The following is a 20632-nucleotide window of genomic DNA, read 5'->3' as shown; positions in this document are numbered from 1 at the left end:
AAAGGAATCCGCATGACTGCCCCCATCAAACCCAGCACCCTGTTGCGCCAGCGCCTGGCCCGCGACATCGTCGTGGCGCCCGGCGCCTATGACGGCATGTCGGCCCGGCTGGTGGCCGCGGCCGGCTTTTCCGCCGTCTACGCCAGCGGCGGCGCCATCGCGCGCGCAGCCGGCTATCCGGACATCGGCCTGCTCAGCTTCACCGAGGTCATGGACCGCGTGGAAAAGATCGTGGACGCCAGCGGCCTGCCGGTGGTGGCCGATGCCGACACCGGCTTTGGCGGTTCGGCCAACGTGGAGCGCACCGTGCGCATCATGGAACGCGCCGGCGTGGCGGCCTTCCATATCGAAGACCAGTCCTTCCCCAAGCGCTGCGGCCACCTGGACGACAAGAGCCTGGTGGACGCCGAGGAAATGTGCCGCAAGGTGCACATCGCGCGCCAGACGCTGAGCGACCCCGATGCGCTGGTGATCGCGCGCACCGACGCCATTGCGGTCGAAGGTTTCGAGGCCGCGCTTTCGCGCGCCGAGCGCTATCTGAAGGCGGGCGCGGACATGATCTTCGTGGAAGCGCCCGAGACGCTGGAGCAGATCCGCGCCATCGCCGAACGCCTGCCGGGCCTGAAGCTGATCAACATGTTCTACGGCGGCAAGACGCCGCTCACGCCGCTGGCCGACCTGGCGGCCATGGGCTACCGCCTGGCGATCATCCCATCGGACCTGCAGCGCGCCGCCATCCACGCCATGCAGGCCACGCTTGCGGCCATCAAGCAGACAGGCGACAGCAGCGCGCTGGCCGATCAGCTCACCAGCTTCAAGGAGCGGGAGGAGATCGTGCAGACGCGCCGCTACCTGGCGCTGGACACGCAGTAAGCGCGCGACGCTAGCGGGGGCAGCGGCTCGGCAGGCTCAGCGGCCACAGCCGCTGGTTGTGCGAGCCGTACAGCGTGCGCATGCCGCATTCCATTTCCACGCGCGCCACCTGTTTGCCGGAGGGATCGATGATCATCGATTGCTCCAGCGTGGATACCACCGCGCGGCCCTTGCTGAATGGCGCGACCACCCGGTAATCCGCGGCGATCGCGAGTTTGCCCTGCGCATCTACGTAGCCGTAGCCGCTATCGATGCCGACCGGCGCCAGGCCTTCGCGCAGCGGGCCCAGCGCGTCGAATGCCGGGCCGGACAGCGCGCCCTTGCCGTCCAGCGCGCGCATGCCGCGGTTGGACACGCGCGTTACCGCGCGCCCTTCGGAATAGGCTGACGCAAGACCCTCGACGGAAAGCCGCTTCTTGCCGTCCAGGCCGGTGTAGTCGGTCATCTCCCGGTTGCCCGCGTAGTAATGCCGCAGCAGCATGTCGGAGCCCAGCGGCCAGCGCCATTCGCCGGCGGGCAACGCGGTCACGGTCTTGCCCTGGTCGTCGATCAGGCGCGGACCGTCTTCGCCCGTCAGCAGGGCGCGGGCGGGGGCGCCGCGGAAGGCGCCGGCGACGGCCGAGGACGGCGCGATCTGCCATTGCCCCTGGCTGTCCAGATAGCCTTGGCGCGGCTGGCGGCGCAACACCGTCCAGTCGCCCATGCGCACGTAGTCCGCGTCTTCCATGTCCACCGCTTGCGAGCCGTCAGGCGCAATGGTCCAGCGGTGCTTGTCGTCGCTGGCTGCGATTGAGCCTTCGCTGTCCACGCCGACCGAGAGCTTGGGCCGGAAGGCGGTCAGCGCGCGGCCCTCGGCGTTGAAGACGGCGGTGGGACGTTCGTACTCTTCCTGCTGCGGGCCGGCCTGGCGCAGCTTCCAGATCTTGGCGGTGATGCGTTCCGCGCTGTGGTGGCTGGGCGGCACGATCCACTTGCCCTTAAGGTCGATGATCCCGACGCGATCCTGGCCCAGCGAGGCGACGGCCTGGCCGTCCTGGAAGAGGCCGATGTCCTGGAACGCGGGCGCGGCGATTTCCTTGCCGGCGACGAAGTCGTACAGGCCCCAGGGCGAGCCCTCGGCTGCGGTCTTGAGGAAACGGACCACGCCGGGGGCGACGATCTGCGCTTCGAAGAAGTCGCGGGGCAGGTCGTAGGTCTTGCCACTGCGGTCCAGCATGCGGCTCACGCCATCGGCGTAGGCCGGTGCGTAACCATGGCGGAACGGCCCGATGTGCTGCTGCGCGGGCAGATCCATGGGCTTGCCCACGGCATCGAGCAGCAGCAGGCCTGCGGCGGTCTGGGCTGCGTAGCGCAGCTGCTCCGCCTTGAGTCCGGCGGCTTCCGCATCCGCCTGCACGCCGTAATCCTCGTCGGATCCGTCCAGCGGGATGATGCTGCGCCAGGCCGGGTCGGAGGCAATGCCGCCGTCGGCCAGCAGCAGGCCGGCGCCGTCCTCGGTGCATTGGCAGTGGTCCTGGGCCAGCAGGCCCAGTGCGCTGCCGGGTATGTCCAGCGGCAGCTCCTTGAGCGAGCGGCTCTTGGCGGCTTCCACCGTTTCGGGCTTGAGCAGCAGGCGGCCTTCATCGTCCAGCACGTTGAGCAGTTCGCCTTCCTGCTTGAAGAGCCACAGCTTGCCCTGGCTGACCACCATCCTGCCGGTGTCCTTGAGCCAGGCGGGCGCCGTTTCGCCGTGCAGCCAGTTGCCCATCGGCGTCAACAGGCCAACCGGTACGCGGTCTTCGTTCGAGAACAGCACGTAGCCGTTCTGGTCTTCGGCCACGAACAGGCCCGCGCCCAGCGTCAGCGGCTCCGCGCGCCCCGGAACCAGCGCCATCTGCTTGCCGCCCGAGGGGTAGACGATGGCGTCGCCGTGGCGCTGCGATTCCTGCGCTTCGGCGGACTTGAGCGTAACGACGGGCTTGCCGCCGCTATCCAGCACCACATAGGAACCGCGGCCGAGCTCGGCGCTCCAGAATGCCTTGGTCACGGGCATCAGGCTGCGATAGCCCTGGTCAGCGCCCACGGGCTTGCCATCGAGGTCCAGCAGCAGCGCACCGCCGTCGGCATAGGCGACGGCCATCGAGCCGTCTTCGCCCGGCACCGAGATGTCCTGATAGTCGGGCTCGAGCACCCACTTCCAGTCCCGGTCCACCAGGCCGTACCGGCCTTCCTTGTTGGTGGCGATGTACAGGCCGTTGCCATAGGACTTGATGATGCTGACGCCGGCATCGCTGTAACGGCGTTCGCCGGTGCTGGAGCGGTACTCCGGCTTGTATTCCACCGTCGCCAGCGCCGGCACGCCCGCGCCCACGTGCAAGGACTGCACGCCTTCGTCCAACGGTGCGCCCACCGGCTGGCCCTTGCGGTCTATCAATAGATAGCGGCCGTCCAGTATGGCCACGGTCAGGCCGATCTCGGCGTAGTCCTGCACGGCGTCATAGCGCGGCGGCACCGCCATCCGGCCTTTGGTGTCGATGAAGCCCCACTTGCCTTTCCATTTCACCGCGGCCAGGCCGTGACGGAAATCGCCCACCGCTTCGAAGATGGGCGAAATCGCCAGCCGGCCGTTCTGGTCCAGGAAACCCCAGGCATGGCGGCGCAGCGAATGATCGCGCGGCACGCGGTCGATGTTCACCAGCGCGGAGGGCAGCAGCACTGCGGCGCGTTGGTCCGCCAGCGTGCGGATGCAGCCGTTGGCGTAGGGACTGATGTCGTCGTCGGCTGCGACGCTGTAGGGCTTTTCCTCGATGCAGTACGAGTATTGCGCATGCGCCGACAGGGACGCGCCCAGCGCGGCCAGGGCGCAGGCAAGGCGGGTGGTGCGTATCGCGCGTGACTTCATGGTTGTTTCGCTTTGGCGTTGTCGGGGGCGAGTTCGAACTTGTCGGCCACGGGGCAATCCATTTTCTGCTGCGGCCAGGTGATCCTGCCCTGGTCGTCCAGGATGGTCACCGTGTCGCATACCTCGGTGAACGTGGCGATGGGCACGCCCTTGGTATCGATGTACTGCGTGTTCCGGCCCTGGTGGTTGCTGCGGACCAGCGCGCGTTCTTCGCTGAAGTTTCCGGCCCAGGTAAAGACGGGCGGAATCGCATAGCGTCCCGTCAAGTCGATGTAGCCATATAGCGTGCCGGAATACTGCAGGCGGCGCGCCACCGCCAGGCCGTTGTTCAGCGGGCCCAGCGTGTCGAAGTGCGGTCCCACGATGCGCTTGCCGTTGGCATCGATGAAGCCGTGCCTGCCGTTGCCCGAGCGGCTGCGATAGGGGGCCACGCCTTCGTTGGCGCTGCGGTCTTCCACGCTGTAGGTGCCGTCGATGCGCGTGATCTCGCGGCCCTGCAGGTCCGTCATGATGCTGACGGAATTTTCCGAGTCGTGGAACACGATGCGCTGCATGGTTGCCAGCGGCGAGCCGTCGCCCAGCTTGCCCAGCACGGTCTTGCCGTCCTGGTCGATCACGCGGTAGTCGGAGCCGTTGTAGGCGCGCGCCAGCCCCTCGGGCTGCGCGAAGAAGGGATTGAACTCGCCGTAGATGGCGGGGACCTTCATGTTGCCGCGGGCATCGATGGCGCCCTCGCGGTCGTCATGTTCGATGTAGAGCCAGTGCTGGTAGAGCTCCGTGCGCTTGGCTCGGCCGTCGGAGACTCGCGTGGCGCCGCCCTTGGCGTCGAACAACATGGTTCCGCCGCCCGCCAGCGCGGCCAGGTAGCGTCCGTCCTTCAGGCGCTCAGGTTTGCCGGTCACGGGCTCGCTGGGCTTGCCGGTGCGCAGGTTCACCAGGCGGTAGGTGGTGTCGAAAGAGCTGCGGGAGCGTTGTCCGGGAGCGTTGTCCTCGACCAGCATGAGGCCGTTGCCCAGGTATTCGAGTTTGTACGAGCTGTCCTGCGTGGCGGGCACCACCCATTTGCCCTCGCGGTTCATGACGCCCCAGCGGTCCTGGTGCTGGACCTTGGTCCAATCGTCTTCGAACTTCTCCATGCTTTCGTACACCGGCTTGACGGCGGGCGCACCCTTGGCGACATTCCAGATGCCCCAGCGGTTCTCGCGGTTTTCGTCCGGCGCGCGGTACTGGATCAGTTCGCCGTCGAAATACCTGGCGCCGTCCAGTATCTCGGCAGGGACCGCGACGGCCTTGCCTCGGGCGTCGATCAACTGGTCGCCGTCGCTGCGGCTGCGCCCCGCGCCCGCCTGTGCGTAGCCGCCGCGGAACGGATGGATGACGCTGTAGCGCGGCTGCACAGCCCAGTTGCCGTCGGCGTCGATGGCGCCATACTTGCCGTTGGCGGCGCGCACCGGCAAGGGCATGGTCACGTCGTAGCTGGACATGTCCTCCCAGTCCGGGTTGGTCACGATCTTGCCCTTGGACGTCAGTATGCCGAGAGGCTGCGTGTAGTCCAGGGGCCGCAACAGGGCCAGCGGCAAGCTGTCCGCGAAGGCCCGGCCGTGTGCGGACTCGCGCGCGGAAAAGGCCCTGATGTCGTAGTCCTGCAGGCGTGCGACGGTGTCGGCGTCCAGCAGCGGCTTGCCTTCGCGCGTATAGATCTGCAGCAGGCCGCCGCCGGTGTCGGGCGCGGCATCCGCGCTTGTCGCTTGCGCGGCGGCGTCCACTGCGGCGGCGGCTACGTCCATTGCGGCAGGCGTGGCGACGTCGACGGCCACGGTCTCGGCTTCCGAGGCCGCGGCTGCCGCGGCGACCGCCTCCTGCGCCGCAACAGCGGCGTCGGCCGAGGCCTCCACCGCCTTTCCGGGACCGTCGTCAGGGACCGCGGCGGCGCCGGCCGCTGCGGCATCGGCTGCCACTGCCGCGGCCTCGGCCGCGTCGACCGCCATATCCACGGCGCGCGGCGGCAGGGAAGCCGTCACCCAGGCCTGCCCGTTGCTCAGCTGCACGCGGCCATGGCGCGCGTCTATCTTGCGGAAATTGCCGGCGGGATCGATCAGCAGCACGGCTTCGTCATCGATCATGACGCGCCAGCCCTCGCGTTCATCCAGGCCGATGTAATTGCCCTTGAATGCATGCTGGACGCCGAGCTTGGCGTTCAACAGCAGCGCCTTGCCCGCGCCTTTCTGCTTGACCAGCCATAGCCCAGGCCCCGCCAGTTGCACGTGCTCATAGCGCTGCTTGTGGATGGTCTTGCCGCGCGGATCCACGAACGTCCAGCCTGCGTCGCGGCTCACCGCCAGCACGTCGCCGTCGCGCAATGCGGGCTCGCGGGCGCGCAACACGTCCGGCGCGATCGCCCAGCGGGCCTGCTCGTCCAGCAGCCCCCACCAGCCGCTGTAGCGCGAATCGCGCAACTGGGCGGGCAGGTAGCCGCCGCTGGGCGCGGCCAGCGCCATGACGCCGGCAGGCAGCGTCGCCGCCTTGCCGGTTGCGGTATTGAACAGGCGCGGCGGCATGGGCATCTCCATCGATGCCAGCTTCTGCCCCCGCTGGAAGCCCCACGAGCGCGTGCCCAGCTCGAAGGTCTTGATGATGTTGCCCTTGCGGTCGATCAGCACATCGTGCCCGTCTTCCTCGGCCAGTGCGGAACCCTCGGCGTTAAAGCCCGTCGCCTCGGAAAAGCGCGGCTTGATCGCCCATTGCCCTTGCGTATCGATATAGCCCCATAGCCCATCCTGGTTCACGGCGGCCAGGCCGTTCTGAAAGGACTTGGCCTCCTGGAAGGACGGCGCGATGGCCATGCGGCCTCGCTTGTCGAGATAGCCCCAGCGGCCGGCGTCGTCATCGGCCGATCCGGTCAGCACGGCGGCCAGCCCTTCGTGGAAGGCCTGCTGGCATTCCAGGTTGGCGCCGTTGTATTCGTTGTAGCCAGGGGCGCACTGGTCGATCCAGTTGGACCTGGCCTGCGCCGCGCCGGGCACGGCGGGCAGGGCGGCCAGCGCCACGGCCAGCGCCAGGGGTTTGAGGGCGAGCGGGGTTTTCATTGTGCAGCGGCGCGGGCTGCAACCGCGCAAGCGTAAAGGCCGGGCTGGGCGTGCCACATGGTCGTATGCCTGCCAAGAATGATGGGAAAGGCAGCACTGTAACCAGCGTCAGCGGGCAATTGCGCGGCAAATGTAACTTTAGAAAACAAACCGTTAACAACACTGCCGCCGCTGTCCGGAAAGGGGCAGCGCTGGCATTCCCGCCATGCATGCAGCGGACAAAAAATAATCGGTTGATGCGCGCGTCCTGCGGCCCTGTAATGGACGCCGGTGCCTGCTCGCACGCAGGCGACGTTCCACTGCCGAGGTCCGCCATGCCCGTCCTGCGCAAGTCTTCACTGGATGCTTCTCAGCTATTGCTGCTGGTGCTGGCCGGCGGCGTCATCATGGGCCTGGCGCTGGGCGTGCGCCACGTGCAGGGCCTGTTCCTCCTGCCCGTCACGATGGACCGGGGCTGGAGCCGCGAGACCTTCGCCATGGCGCTGGCGGTGCAGAACCTGACCTGGGGCGTGGTCCAGCCCTTTACCGGCATGATTGCCGACCGCTACGGCTCGGCCAAGGTGATCGCGGGCGGGCTGGTGTTCTATGCGCTGGGGTTGGTAGGCATGGCGCATGCCACTACGCCCGCCGGGTTCCTGTGGACCGCCGGGGTATGCATAGGCATTGCGCTGTCCGGCACTGCATTTGCCGCGATCTACGGCGCGCTCAGCCGGCTGGTGGCCCCCGAGCGCCGCAGCTGGGCGCTGGGCGTGGCGGGCGCCGTGGGCGGCCTGGGCCAGTTCACCATGGTGCCGGCCGCCCAATGGCTGATCAGCGGCTGGGGCTGGATCGCGGCCCTGCTGTCGTTCGCGCTGGCGTTGGCCGTGCTGCTGCCCCTGGCTTGGCCGCTGCGGGAGTCTCCCGGCCGGGAGCAGGGCGCGTCCGCGGGCGAGGCGGGGCTGTCCATGTCCGCGGCCATACGCGAGGCCTTCGCCCAACCCGGCTTCTGGTTGCTGAACCTGGGTTTCCTGGCCTGCGGTTTCCAGCTGGCCTTCATCGGCACGCATTTGCCCGCCTACCTGATGGACAAAGGCCTGCGCGCGTCCGACGCGGTGGCGGCGTTGGCCATCATCGCGCTGACCAACGTCATGGGCACTTATGTCTGCGGCGTCCTGGGCGGACGCCACCGCCGCAAGTACCTGCTGGCCGGCATCTACCTGCTGCGCACGGCCGCCATCGCGCTGTTCGTGCTGCTGCCGCTGTCGTCGTGGACCGTATATGTGTTCGCGGCGGTCATGGGCTTTGTCTGGCTGGGCACGGTGCCGCTCACCAACGGGCTGATATCCCAGGTGTTCGGCGTGCGCTACATCACGACCCTGTTCGGCTTCGTGTTCTTCGGCCACCAGCTCGGTTCCTTCCTGGGCGTGTGGCTGGGCGGCGTGGTGTTCGAGGCCACGGGGTCCTACGACCTGATCTGGCTGGGCGCGATGGCGCTGGGCGTGCTGTCGGCGGCGCTGCATTGGCCGATAGACGACCGCGAGATTCCCCGCGTCCGCACCGCGGGCGCGCCCGGATAGCGGGTGGCCTACAGCGGCCGGTGCTGCGTGCCCGCGCCCATGGTGATGTGCAGCATGCGGCAGGGACCGGCCACCTTGAGCGTGTGCCAGATGCCCTTGGGGACCACATAGGCGTCGCCCGCCTGCATCCGCACGGCCTGCTCGCCCGTCGGCCATTCCAGCCGCAATTCCGCGGCGCCTTCGATCAGGCGCAAGACCTCGTCGGCCTGCGGGTGCATTTCCCATTGCGGCCAGTCCTTTTCGAAGGCGTATTCGGACACCAGCCAGCCGCGGCCGAACCGCTCCAGTTCCTCTTCGGGCTGCGACCAGAAGGCGTTGCCGCCTTCGACGGCACTACAGGCGCCTGAGGCGTCCAGCAGGAGATAGTGCGACGACAGATTGGTAGTCATGTTGCGCTTCCTGGGGTGAGGAGTGTCGGGCCAGTGTAAAGCGATATCATGTGCATCTTCATCGGCTATAACAGGAGAGGGCGATGCGCCAGGGATTCGACGGGGTCAGGCCCGCGTCCGAGTCTTCCATCGAGATCGGCTTCTTCTATGAAGGCCGGCATTGCGTCGAACGCATCCGGGCCAAGCCCACCGCCGCCAACCTCAAGCGCGCCGCCGACAGGCGGGCCGCCATTCTCGAGGCCATCGCGCGCGGCGAATTCGACTACGACGCCGAGTTTCCCAAGCGCGGCGGCGCGACCAAGCCACCACAGGGTTCCGCATGACGAGCGACAAGCAGCTGGACATCAACGATCTGACGCCGGACGCCTTCAGGGCCTACGGTTGGATGCTGGGCAAGCCCATGCCGGACGGCAATGGCGTGCCGCTGTTCTCCAATCCGGATACTGACTTCTGGCAGGAGCATCTGTTCAACACCGGCGCCGGCGGCGACGCCGAGCTGCTGTGGGTCAACTACCGCAGCCAGTCCTTTGAAATCTCCAGCCTGGAAAAGCATCTGCTGACGCAGCAGGCCATCGTGCCGCTGACGGGCGAGATCATCCAGGTCGTGGCGCGCAGCGCGGCTGACGGCAGTCCGGACCTGGCCACGCTCGCGGCATTCCGCGTGCCGCAGGGGCAGGGCGTCTGCATGCGCCCGGGCTGCTGGCACGCCACGCGCGTCACGGACGAGGAAGTCACCTGCCTGATGCTGACCCGCCGTTCCACCACAGTGGACCTGATCCAGCACCTGACCACGGATGCTTCCGCCAGCGAAAGCGCCATTGTCGCGATTCCGGTCCAACGGCTCGAAGCCCAGGCCCAGGCCGCCTAAACGCTGATCTTCGCCGCTAGTCGCGGCGTATTCCCGCTTACCGGCAGGCAGGCGGGATGGCAAACTGCCGCCTCCGGTCATAGCAACCCAAGAATTCCCCCATGAGTGAAGTATCGATCGAGGCGCTGAGACGAAATCTCGCAGCCAAGATAAAGCAGGCCACCCAAACACCCAATCCGCCGCCCACCCGCTGGCAGCGCCTGCGCCAGCGCTTCCTGACTCGCGATCCCAAGGCCCGCGGCCTGCGTGTCCTGACCGTGGTCACGCTGCTGTATCTCTACATCGAATTCAGCTTCAGCGCCTGGCTGCTGGACGTGATGTCTGAAAACGCCAGCAACCGCGTGGACACGGCCGAGGCATGGGGACGCCTGATTTCGGGCTTTGCCGTGGCCCTGCTGGTCTGGCCCGTCATTTTCGCGCGCACCCGCCGATGGCGGATCACGGTGCCGTTGTTGATCGTTGTGTCGCTGGCCATCATCACCGCGGTGTATCAGGGGGAGCGCAAGCTGATCGACTCCCTGGTGGACAGCTCCACCGCTGAAAGCCGCGCCGCCGCCGTTACTGGCGCCTTGCTGCGTCAAGGGCTGGCCACCGGCACCGTAAGCGCCAGCATGCTCGATGGGCTATGGGCCGACGAGAACGCACAGTCGGTGGCCGGCAAGGCTTTCGTGGGCGTGGTGTCCTACATGGCCGCGCAATCCGACGCGGCGCGCCGGCAGACCATGGCGATCGCGCCCGAGGTGGTGCGCGCCGTGATCGAACAGAACGTGGGCGGGCGGGACGCGGAGTACCAGCGTTTCGTCGACAGCCAGGAAGATATCCGCGGCCGCCACAAATACTTCTACGAGCGCGGCATCCAGAACCACCAGAAAGAACTGGCGCGAATCCCGGCGCGCGCCGAGCGCGATTGGGAACACTACCTGGACCGGCTGGACGCCAAGAACCGCAAGTGGGGCCGCGCCCGCCTGCGCGACCGCAGCGGCGAGCTGGTACCCGGCTTCGTGGCGCCGCGCGTGCGGGACGAAGTGCGCAAGATGGGGCTGGACGTGCCCGATTCCTGGCGCACCGGCGACAAAGCCTACTTCGTGCGCCTGGCGCAGCAGAAGTACCGCAAGCAGATGGACGAGGCGCTGCAACGCGAACTGGAAGGCATGCCGCCCAACCTGGGGCTGGAGGCGTTTGCCGCGCATCCGGTCGTGCAGAAGAAATGGCGCATAAGCCTGGGCTATCCGGACAAGGTGGCGCGCCTGACGCTGGCCGTGATCTCGGCGGACGAATTCAACAAGCGCTACTACCAGCCGGTGCTGGCCGGCCGCACCATGGACCGCCTGCAGGACTACCGCAGCCAGGCCCGCGACTACGGCGCCGGCGGCAAGCGCGAGGCCGAAGGAAAAAAGGCCTATGAAGCCATGATCGCGCCCGTGTTCGCCCTGACGCTGTCGCTGCTGGGCGCCCTGGTCCACATCGGCAAGACCAGCCTGCTGCTGGCGCAGCTTGCGAGCGGCTGGCGCTTCAGGAGTCCGCTGGTCAAGGCGGGGGCGCTATTGGCCGCGGTGCTGCTGGTCTGCCTGCTGGCGCGCGCGGCCATCAGCACGCCGCTGACCTCGCATCCCACCTACCAGGCGTGGACGCAAGCCGCGGGCGGGCAGCCGGTGTTGACGGCGGTGCTGGACACCATGATCAAGATGCAGTCGCTGGCCTACCCCGTGTTCGACGTGGCCAGGCAGGGGCTGGAATTCGTGGCGGGCAAGGCGTCCCGCTAGAGTGCGGAGCCACCCTCGCCGTCAATCCGCTTCGCTGTATTCGTAGCCCAGGCGGGCGAACAGCGGCCACTTGTTGCGGTAGTTGGCTGTCCAGCACATGCCGTAGTAGGCCTCGAATGGCTCTTCCACCTTGCGGACCTGGATCCGCGCGGCCGCCTCGGCGTCCGCGGGGCTGAAAGCCTGGCCCGGTGTCGGGTATAGATCGCCCTCCCATATCGGCTTGCCGCAGTGGGCGCAAAAGTTGGTCCATTGCCCTTGGTTGTCGGGGTTCTGGCGGTAGTGGGGAGACAGTGCCTGCATGGCCTGCGCCACCGCGGGCGACAGCAGCCCGGTCTGGGAAATCAGCGCGGGATCGGCAATATCCAGCCATTGCGGCGGGCTGAACAGCCACGTGCTGAAATCCGTGGGGCTCAGCCCGGGGCTGTCGGCATCGGCTTCGTCCAGCTCGATGTCGGCTTCCGTGCATTGATGGCCGGGCGGCACCGCCAGGGCGTGCACCGGCGTTTCTTCGCCGCAGCGCGTGCACGCATGCGTCGCCTGCAGCACGAAGTAAGAGGACGCGCGTATGTTCATCTGCGGGTATTCCGCGGCCGGATCTTGCGTATGCATGGGTTGGTGCTGTTCCTGTTCTGGCTCGCTGTTTCTTCTACATCGCCAGGAAATATGCCAGAATTCCCCGGACTTTACGCTTTGAATGCGATGCCGGCCGCATGGGCGTCGCCAACCTCACGCAGTGTTGTGTTGGAGCACCGGATGCGCGATAGCCAGAGTAGCACTGGATTTTCCTCCAAGGTCCGCGGCAGCGGTCCCGCGCTGATGGCGGCGCGCCTGATGGTCGCGGCCGCGCTGGCGGGCGGACTGGCGGGATGCGCCTTCAACTCCCATGATTCGAGCGGTTCGCAATCGGTAGGCATCGACGGCGTCACCGCGCAGCAGGCGCGCGCCATCGCCCGCGAAGCCTATCTCTACGGCACGCCCATGGTCGCAAGCTACCAGACCATGCATGCCTTCAGCATCGACAAGAACAACCCCCAGTACAAAGGTCCGTTCAATACGGTCAACAACGTCGCGCGCGTCTTCACGCCCGAAGACACCGCCTTCGTCACGCCCAACGCCGACACGCCGTACACCTTCGCGGTGCTGGACCTGCGCGCCGAACCCGTGGTCATCACCGTGCCCGCCATGGAGCCGCGCCGCTACTTCGTGCTGCAGCTGATGGACCTGTACACCTACAACTTCGCCTACATCGGCAGCCGCAGCACGGGCAATGGCGGCGGCCGGTTCCTGGTGGCCGGCCCGCGCTGGAAGGGCAAGGCGCCGGCAGGCATCACCAAGGTAATCCGGTCGGAGACCGATCTGGTCAATCTGGTCGGGCGCACCCAGCTCTTTAATGCGGGCGACCTGCCCAACGTCAAGCGCATCCAGTCACGCTACAAGATCCAGACGCTGTCCGCCTACCGCAAGCAGCGCGCGCCGGAACCGGCGCCGGCGGTGGACTGGATAGCGCCCGAGCCGCCCGCGCAGATGCGCAGTTCGCTGGAGTTCTACAACCAGCTTGCCTTCCTGCTGCAGTTCGCGCCGACCCATTCTTCGGAACAATCATTGCGCGAACGCTTTGCCAGCATCGGCCTGGAACCCGGCCGGGAGTTCGACTTCAACAGCATGAACCCCGCGTTGCGCCGCGCCTTGCAGGAAGGCATGCACGACGGCCAGAACGATATCGACAAGAACCGCGAGGCCCTGAATGGCAAGACCGATCGGCTCTTCGGGGACCGCAATACGCTGAAGAACGATTACCTCGCACGCGCCACCGGCACGCAGGTCGGCATCGGCGGCAACAGCCGCGAGGAAGCGCTCTATCCCGTGCTGGAAAACGACAGCACAGGCCAGCCGCTGGACGGCCGCAACAAATACACCTTGCGCTTCGCCCCGCGCAGCCTGCCGCCCGTCAACGCATTCTGGTCCATGACCATGTATCGCCTGCCCGAACAGCTGCTGGCGTCCAATCCGCTCAAGCGGTACCTGATCAATTCGTCCATGCTGCCGTCGCTCAAACGCGATCGCGATGGCGGCATCACGATCTACATCCAGTCGGAGTCGCCCGGCAAGGGCAAGGAGTCCAACTGGCTGCCCGCGCCGGCGGGGCCCTTCATGGTCACGTTGCGGTACTACTGGCCCAAGCCCGCGCTGCTGGAAGGAAAGTGGACTTCGCCGCAGATTGAACGGGCCAGACAGGCGCCGCAGGCGCGGTCCGCGCCTTCCCCGCTTCAGGTTCGACACTAGCGGCGGTCTGGGCTACAAGAAGGCCTCGCGCAGGCCGGCCATCGACGTCCGGCCGGGCGCAGTCGGGCAACCGACCACCCAGGGAGGCTCGCGCCGCATGAAGCGCAATTTCAATATTCACGACCTGCGCATTTTCTACGCGGTGGTCATGACCGGATCGACCCGGCAGGCCGCGCAGTCCATGCACCTGACGCAGCCGGCGGTCAGCCACGCGATATCCCGCCTGGAAGGCGCGACCGGCGTGCAGCTGTTTGACCGGTCCCACAAGACCTTGCGTCCGACCGAGGCCGGACAGTACCTGTACAGCGAGGCCAAGTTCGTGCTGGACGAGCTGGTCCGCATCGACGAGGCCCTGCACAGCATCGAACAATTCGGCGGGCGCGGCCTGCGCATCGCGTCTTCGCCCGCGCTGGCGCTGGGCTACGCGCCCGACGCGGTGCGGCGCTATCTGGACGCCAACGGCACCCGGCCTTTTTCCATCGACATCGAATCATCCGTGCAGGCCATCAGCGCGGTCGAAACCATGCGCGCGGACTTCGGCCTGGGCGCGGTGGAGCGCGACAGCGCCCGCCTGGCGTTCACGCCGTTTCTGCGCGCCGACGTCATGGCCATCGCGCATCGCGACCACCCCTTGGCCGGGCGCGACACCATCGCGGCGGCCGATATACCGCCAGACACCTATGTGAAGCCCTTGTGGTCCGACTATGTAGTGGCCCAGGGCGACATCGCGGATACGCTGCTGCTTAGCTCGGGCATGCGGGCGCACATGTCGCTGCTGCCCGGCACGGTGCGGGCGGTCCGGGGCATCAGCCTGGTCAATGCGCTCTCTGCCTGGGACATCGTGGCGGCCTATCCCGATCTGGTCGCCCGGCCCCTGGCGTCGCGGCAGTGGTTCGATTTCTACCTCATCACCCGCAAGGAAGAGCGCGGCCAGGACCTGGCCGAGCGGCTGCTGGACGCCCTGCGCGCCACGGCTCAGGACCGCCGCCAGGGCGTCTATGCGCATACGGTCCAGTTGCTGGAGTAGACGGCGGCCTTACTCCGCCGGCGGCTGCCAGGGCAGCGATTGCAGGTCGCCGTCTATGCTGATCGCCTGCCCGCTGATCATCGCTCCGAACGGGCTGGCCAGGAACAAAGCCATGTTGGCGATGTCGGCGGCCCGCACGAACTGCCGCAGGCTGACGCCGGCCAACTCCAGCCGGGTCTCTTCTTCCACGGTCAGGCCCATGTTCCGGGCACGCGCCTCGATCACGCGGTCGATCCGCGGCCCCGCCACCAGTCCGGGCAGCAGCGCGTTGACGCGGATGCCATGGCCGCCCAGTTCGACCGCGAGCGAACGCGTCAAGCCCACCACGCCCCATTTGGTCGCTGCGTAGGGCGTGCGCATGGGGATGCCCATGCGGCCCGCCACCGAACTGATGTTGATGATGCTGCCGCCGCCCGACGTACGCAGCGCCGGCAGCGCATGCCGCACCGTGTGGAATTGCGATGCCAGGTTGATGTCCAGCGTGGCGTCCAGTTCCTGCGGCTGGATGTCCGCGATCCCTGCCGTGGGGCCGGCGATGCCGGCGTTGTTGACCAGCACGTCCAGGCCGCCCAGCTGCGCCAGCGCTTCCTGCATATAGCGGTCGATCTCTTCGCGCCGGCTCACGTCGGCGCGCGACCAGGGGTGAGGGCAGGCCGCCAGCGCCTGCTCATCCACATCGCAGACGTGCACCTTGGCGCCGCGGTCCGCGAATGCGGCGGCGATTGCCGCGCCGATACCGGCGGCGCCCGCGGTCACGATGACGCGCTTGCCGGACAGATCCACGGGCAACGCGGAAATGTCCCCTGGAACAACGTTCTTCATAGTCATGCCAGATCCTTGCCGTTACGGCTCAGGGCTTCATCAAACGGCAGGTCGATTCCGCCGGCGAGGTATAGACCTGATCGCCCGGCACGCGGGCCACCAGCTTGTAGTAGTCCCAGGGCGCCTTCGACTCCGACGGGCTCTTCACCTGCATCAGGAACATGTCGTGCACCATCAGGCCGTCGGCGCGGATCTTTCCGTCCTTCACGAAGAAGTCATTGACCGGATTCGCCTTCAGCCATTTCATGATGGTGTCGCCATCGGTGCTCTTGGTGGCTTCCACTGCCTTCAGATAGGTCGTGGCGGCGGAATAGTCGCCGGCTTGCAGCATCGACGGCTTTTTCTTCATGGTGGCTTCGAAGCGCGCGGCCCACTTGCGCGAGGCGTCGTCCTGGTCCCAGTACCAGGCCGTGGTCAGATACATGTTCTGCGCGGCTTGCAGTCCCAGCGCGTGCACGTCCGTAATCAATACCAGCAGGCCCGCGATCTTCATCTTGGGCGTCAGGCCGAATTCATTGGCTGCCTTGACGGCATTGCTGGTGTCGCTGGCCGAGTTCGCCAGCCCCAGCACCGATGCGCCGGATGCCTGCGCCTGCAGGATGAAGGAAGAGAAATCCGCCGCGTTCAGCGGGTGCCGGACCCGCCCCTTGACGTTGCCGCCGTCGGCCTGCACCACCGCTGAGGCATCGCGCTCCAGCGCGTGTCCAAAGGCGTGGTCCACCGTCAGGAAGTACCAGTCCTTGTTGCCTTCCTTCATCATCGCGCGGGCCGTGCCGCGCGCCAGCGAAACCGTGTCGTACACATAGTGCACGGTGTAGGGCGTGCATTGCGAATTCGTCAGCTCGGAGGCGCCCGCGCTCACCACGAAGAACGGCGTCTTCTTTTCTTCGGCCACTTTCGCCATCGCCAGCGCTGCCGCGGAATTGGCGCCCGCAATCAGCATGTTCACGCCCTTCTGGTCCAGCCATTCGCGCGCCCTGGACGAGGCGATGTCGGCCCGGTTCTGGTGGTCTGCCACCAGCACCTCGACCTTTTTCCCCGCCACCACGCCGCCCAGGTCCGCCACCGCCATTTTGATCGCCTCTGCTCCGCCCGGGCCGTCGGCATCCGCCGACAGGCCGGACATGTCGGTGATGAAGCCGATGCGGATCACGCCGTCGTCGGCCTGCGCCATGCCGGCCGTCCCCAACAGCGTCGCGAGCGCGGCTGCGCACAATGTCTTTTTCATGTCTGTCTCCCCACTGAATGGATCTGGTTCAGAACGCGACGTTGTCGCGGCCCTTCAATTGCAGCGTTTCGCGCGCCTCGTCGGGCGTGGCAATCTGTAGCGAAAGGTCTTCCAGGATGCGGCGGATGCGCCGCACCTGGTCCGCGTTCGAGTGCGCCAATTCTCCCGGCCCGTCCCAAAGCGAGTCCTCCAGGCCCACGCGCACGTTGCCGCCCAGGGTGGCCGCCATGGTCGCCAGCGGCGTCTGCTTGCGTCCGGCGGCCAGCACCGACCAGATGTAGTCGTCGCCGAACAGGCGGTCCGCGGTGCGCTTCATCATCATTACGTCTTCGGGATGCGTGCCGATGCCGCCGCGTATGCCGAACACGGACTGGATCAGGAAGGGCGGCTTGAGCAGCTTGCGGTCGACGAAATGCGCCGCCGTATACAGGTGCCCGATGTCGTAGCACTCGATCTCGAAGCGTGTGCCGTTGTCGCCGCACGAGGTCAGGATGCGCTCGATGTCCTTGAAGGTGTTCTTGAAGATCAGGTCATTGCTGCCTTCGAGATACGGACGTTCCCAGGCGTGCTTGAACTCCTTGAATCGCTCCAGCAGTTCATACATGCCGAAGTTCATCGAACCCATGTTCAGCGAGGCCACCTCGGGCTTGAATTGCAGCGCGGGCGCCATGCGGTCGGCAAGCGGCAGCACGGGCGAGCCGCCCGTGGTGATGTTGATCACCACGTCCGAAGCGTTCTTGATGCGGGGCAGGAACTGCGCATACAGCGCGGGGTCCTGGGTAGGCTGCCCGGTATCGGGCTGGCGCGCATGCAGATGCACGATGGCGGCGCCGGCCTTGGCCGCATCCAACGCGGACTGCGCGATCTCATCGGGCGTGACGGGCAGATGGGGCGACATCGACGGCGTATGGACCGATCCGGTGATGGCGCAGGTAATGATGACCTTGTTCCTGGACTTTTTCATGGGCCTCGGGCTGCGCGCTTGCGCATGCGTTCTTGATGGTTTTCATGGCCCCGGTTGTCTCCTCCGGGTGTGGGCCATTCTGTCCCACGCCCGCGGCCCGTGTCACCTGAACAGAAATAATCAATTGATAGGATTTCCGGTGCTGCGGTGCAGCGACGCTGGACGCCAGCGCTGCGCGCCAGCCCTGACAGGACTACAATTTGCCTATGCCGGAACGCCCGTTCCGACGGCCATCCGATCACGCAGAAGCCGCCTCCCATGCTTGATATCCAGACCCTCCGCCCGCTGCGGGCCATGCAGCCCGGGCGCGGCCAGATCCGCCTGATGCAGGTGCCGGCATGAGCTACGTCCTGGCAGTGGATCTGGGTGGCACGCGCTTTCGCGCCGCGTTGGTGGACGATCGCGGCGGCATCGCGCATTCGTGCTTCATCGAAAGTCCGGCGCGTGCCAGCCCCGCCGCTCATCCTGGCTGGGACGAGATCGACGCCGATGCCTGGTGGAACGGGCTGCAAGCCCTGACCGATGCGCTGGGGGCGCAGGCGGACGCCGCTTTCAGTGCGGTAGAGGCCATCGCGATCTGCGGCGTCACGCGCACGCAGGTCTTCATCGATGCGCACGGCGCTGCCATCCGGCCGGCGATCACCTGGCGCGATACGCGCGCGGCGGCGGACGTGGGCGCGTGGCTCGCGTCCATGCCGTCCTCCCATCCCGAGCATGGACAGATCAACGCCTTCCATCCCTGGGCGCGCGTGGCCTGGCTGTTGCACGCAGAGCCAGAGCACGCGGCGCGGGTGCGGCTGGTGCTGGAACCCAAGGATTATCTGAATTTCCGCCTGACCGGACGCACCGTGAGCGACACCGTGTCGATGGCGCGCCTGGCGGCGGCCGCCACGGCCGGACCGGACTGCGCCGACCTGCTGACGGCGGTGGGGGCCAATCCGGCCTGGGTACCGCGTCTGCTCGATCCGCTGGAGGTCGTCGGCGTCGTGCAAAAGGGTCTATCGGGCGCGTTGGCGCGTCTGTCGGGACGTCCTGTCGTGGCTTGCGCCAACGACACCTGGGCGGCCGTGGCCGGCCTGGGCGCACTGCGGCCGGGTTACGCCTACAACATCTCCGGCACCACCGAAGTTTTCGGCGCCGTGGGCGCCGAGCCGGTGCAGGCGCAAGGCCTGATGACGGTGGACTGGGGCGGCGGACATCATCAGATCGGCGGGCCAGGCCAGAATGGCGCGGATACGGTGGCGTGGCTCTTGCCGCTGCTGGGCCGCCTGGGCGACGAAGGCATGGCCGGGGTGGGCGAGGCCATGGACGCCTTGCTCGATGCGCCGCGCGATCCGCAACCGGCGCTGTTCCTGCCCTATCTGCAAGGCGAACGGGTGCCGTATTGGGATCCGCACCTGCGCGGCGCTTTTCTGGGCTTGAACCGTCGCCACGGCCCCGGCGACTTGGCCTGGGCCGTGCTGGAAGGCGTGGCCTTTCTCAACCGCATCGTGCTGGAGCGCGCCGAAAGCGCGCTGGGCAGTCCCGTGGAAGAAATCCGCTTCGGCGGCGGCGCGGCGTCCAATGCCCAGTGGTGCCAGGTCAAGGCCGATATCTGCGAACGCGCTCTGGTGGTCGGCCAGGCCGAACAGCCCGGCGTACTGGGCGCGGCGGTCGCCGCCTGGACGGGCCTGGGACGCTACGGCAGCTTCGCGGCCGCCCAGGACGCGCTGGTGCGCGTGGCGCAACGCTATGAACCCCAGGCCGAGCGGGCGCACGCCTATCGCCGCATGTACCGCCAGTTCCGCGCCGCGGAAGCCGCGCTGGCGCCAGTATCGCGCGCGCTGGCCGGCATCGACATGGGCTGATGGCCCAGGTATAAACTACCTCGCCATCAGCGGGGCGCAGCGACGCGCCCACATAACAAGCAAAACGCAGCAAGGGTTGAGTCGATGCGCGGCATCCTGGAAAAGTACGGCACGGCAATCGCGGGATTGGTCCTGGTGGTTTTCTTCGCGTTGGCAGCCCCGAATTTCGCGGCGCCCAATAATCTTCTGAACATCGCCAAGGAAACCAGCTTCCTGGCCATCATTGCCATCGGCTTCACGCTGGCGCTGGTCACGGCCGAACTGGACCTGTCGGTGGCCGACGTCGCCAGCCTCGCGGCGGTCGTCACGGGCGCCCTGGTGCATACCGGCCAGCCGGTGCTCCTGGCCATAGGCGCGGGCCTGGGCGTAGGCCTGCTGTGCGGCCTCGTGAACGGCATCGCCGTCACGCGGCTGCGCGTGCCCTCGCTGATCGCGACGCTGGGCATGGCAGCCATGGCGCGCGGTTTCGCCTTCATGCTGACCGACGGCGTGTCCTATGTGGGCCGTTGGCCCGCCGCCTTCACCGACCTGGCGCGCGGCAAGCCCTTCGGCATTCCTGCCCTGGTGCTGTGGATGCTGGGCGCCGTGCTGCTGGCGTTCTTCCTGGTGAAATGGACCCGCACCGGGGCCCGCATGACCGCTACCGGCGAGGCCGGCGAATCCGCGCGGCTGGCCGGCATCAACATACGTGCCATGAAAAGCATAGGCCTGGCGCTTTCCGGCCTGTGCGCGGGACTGGCGGCCGTGCTGCTCACGTCCAGCCTGTCTTCGGCCGCGCCCAATATGGCTGGTGACTACTTCCTGTACGCCATCGCCGCGGTGCTGCTGGGCATGACCATGTTCAACCCCGGCCATGCCAACATACCCGGCACGCTGGTCGCCGCGCTGATCCTCAAGGTGCTGGGCAACGGCCTGGTCCTCATGGGTGCGCCGTATTACGTGCAGGACATCGTTCTGGGCTTCATCATCATCGCGTCCGTCGCGGTGTCATCGGCCGTGCTGAAGAAAGCGGCCTTCAAATTCTGATCGGAAGGGGAAGAGAACC

At 67.0% G+C, this 20632-nt stretch carries 16 protein-coding genes; 9 read left to right on the top strand and 7 right to left on the bottom strand.

The genetic code is table 11. The features are described from left to right. The first annotated feature begins 12 nt into the window (after positions 1-12). Positions 13-873, top strand: coding sequence for an oxaloacetate decarboxylase (locus tag IB259_RS16050; protein WP_192329585.1), 861 nt, complete (start codon positions 13-15; stop codon positions 871-873). A 10-nt stretch (positions 874-883) separates the two neighbouring features. Here IB259_RS16050 and IB259_RS16045 read toward each other — a convergent pair whose 3' ends face one another. After that, complete coding sequence (locus IB259_RS16045) at positions 884-3754, bottom strand: WG repeat-containing protein (protein WP_192329583.1); 2871 nt, start codon at positions 3752-3754, stop codon at positions 884-886. After that, positions 3751-6840: a WG repeat-containing protein gene (locus IB259_RS16040; protein WP_192329581.1), complete on the bottom strand. Its 3090-nt coding sequence runs from the start codon at positions 6838-6840 to the stop codon at positions 3751-3753. The genes IB259_RS16045 and IB259_RS16040 overlap by 4 nt, the downstream gene beginning before the upstream one ends. A 314-nt stretch (positions 6841-7154) precedes the next feature. On the opposite strand from IB259_RS16040, the gene IB259_RS16035 reads away from it, so the two are divergent. Then, complete coding sequence (locus tag IB259_RS16035; protein WP_192329579.1) at positions 7155-8396, top strand: MFS transporter; 1242 nt, start codon at positions 7155-7157, stop codon at positions 8394-8396. Positions 8397-8404: 8 nt separating this feature from the next. Here IB259_RS16035 and IB259_RS16030 read toward each other — a convergent pair whose 3' ends face one another. Next, positions 8405-8785: a cupin domain-containing protein gene (locus IB259_RS16030; protein WP_054458825.1), complete on the bottom strand. Its 381-nt coding sequence runs from the start codon at positions 8783-8785 to the stop codon at positions 8405-8407. A gap of 83 nt (positions 8786-8868) precedes the next feature. On the opposite strand from IB259_RS16030, the gene IB259_RS16025 reads away from it, so the two are divergent. From IB259_RS16025 to IB259_RS16015, 3 genes are all read left to right on the top strand, one after another. Then, positions 8869-9108: an Arm DNA-binding domain-containing protein gene (locus IB259_RS16025; protein ID WP_054458828.1), complete on the top strand. Its 240-nt coding sequence runs from the start codon at positions 8869-8871 to the stop codon at positions 9106-9108. Beyond that, on the top strand, positions 9105-9653 hold the full coding sequence (locus IB259_RS16020; RefSeq protein WP_054458830.1) for an ureidoglycolate lyase: 549 nt from the start codon (positions 9105-9107) through the stop codon (positions 9651-9653). Before IB259_RS16025 ends, IB259_RS16020 begins: the two co-directional genes overlap by 4 nt. Positions 9654-9754: 101 nt before the next feature. Continuing rightward, complete coding sequence (locus IB259_RS16015) at positions 9755-11416, top strand: hypothetical protein (RefSeq protein ID WP_192329577.1); 1662 nt, start codon at positions 9755-9757, stop codon at positions 11414-11416. Positions 11417-11437: 21 nt separating this feature from the next. Here IB259_RS16015 and IB259_RS16010 read toward each other — a convergent pair whose 3' ends face one another. After that, a complete protein-coding gene (locus IB259_RS16010) occupies positions 11438-12025 on the bottom strand; it encodes a hypothetical protein (protein WP_192329575.1) in 588 nt (195 codons plus the stop codon). A 144-nt stretch (positions 12026-12169) separates the two neighbouring features. On the opposite strand from IB259_RS16010, the gene IB259_RS16005 reads away from it, so the two are divergent. Further along, entirely contained in the window at positions 12170-13699 is a 1530-nt protein-coding gene (locus IB259_RS16005; RefSeq protein WP_054458837.1) for a DUF1254 domain-containing protein, read from the top strand. A 97-nt stretch (positions 13700-13796) separates the two neighbouring features. Then, positions 13797-14726 (top strand): LysR family transcriptional regulator, encoded by a 930-nt coding sequence (locus tag IB259_RS16000; RefSeq protein ID WP_054458840.1) that lies wholly within the window; start codon positions 13797-13799, stop codon positions 14724-14726. Between the two features lie 9 nt (positions 14727-14735). Here IB259_RS16000 and IB259_RS15995 read toward each other — a convergent pair whose 3' ends face one another. The 3 genes from IB259_RS15995 to IB259_RS15985 are packed head-to-tail and all read right to left on the bottom strand — an operon-like array spanning position 14736 to position 17740. Next, positions 14736-15554 carry an SDR family oxidoreductase gene (locus IB259_RS15995; RefSeq protein ID WP_054458842.1) on the bottom strand — a complete coding sequence of 273 codons (819 nt, stop codon included), beginning with the start codon at positions 15552-15554 and terminating at the stop codon, positions 14736-14738. Between the two features lie 22 nt (positions 15555-15576). Then, a complete protein-coding gene (locus IB259_RS15990) occupies positions 15577-16776 on the bottom strand; it encodes an ABC transporter substrate-binding protein (protein ID WP_054458845.1) in 1200 nt (399 codons plus the stop codon). 28 nt (positions 16777-16804) lie between these two features. Next, positions 16805-17740 (bottom strand): 3-keto-5-aminohexanoate cleavage protein, encoded by a 936-nt coding sequence (locus IB259_RS15985; RefSeq protein WP_054458847.1) that lies wholly within the window; start codon positions 17738-17740, stop codon positions 16805-16807. 338 nt (positions 17741-18078) lie between these two features. Between IB259_RS15985 and IB259_RS15980 the strand changes: the two genes are divergently transcribed. Together IB259_RS15980 and IB259_RS15975 are read left to right on the top strand one after the other, a co-directional pair. Further along, the gene (locus tag IB259_RS15980; protein ID WP_192329573.1) at positions 18079-19587 is read left to right on the top strand and encodes an FGGY-family carbohydrate kinase; all 1509 of its coding nucleotides are present in this window, start codon (positions 18079-18081) and stop codon (positions 19585-19587) included. Positions 19588-19671: 84 nt separating this feature from the next. Next, on the top strand, positions 19672-20613 hold the full coding sequence (locus tag IB259_RS15975) for an ABC transporter permease (protein ID WP_054458851.1): 942 nt from the start codon (positions 19672-19674) through the stop codon (positions 20611-20613). The last annotated feature ends 19 nt before the right edge of the window (positions 20614-20632 follow it).

The organism is Achromobacter sp. ACM04, from assembly GCF_014851465.1.
Classification (GTDB): domain Bacteria; phylum Pseudomonadota; class Gammaproteobacteria; order Burkholderiales; family Burkholderiaceae_B; genus Achromobacter; species Achromobacter aegrifaciens.
The sequence above is the reverse complement of the archived record's forward strand: the minus strand, read 5'-3'. Positions and strand labels throughout refer to the sequence as shown.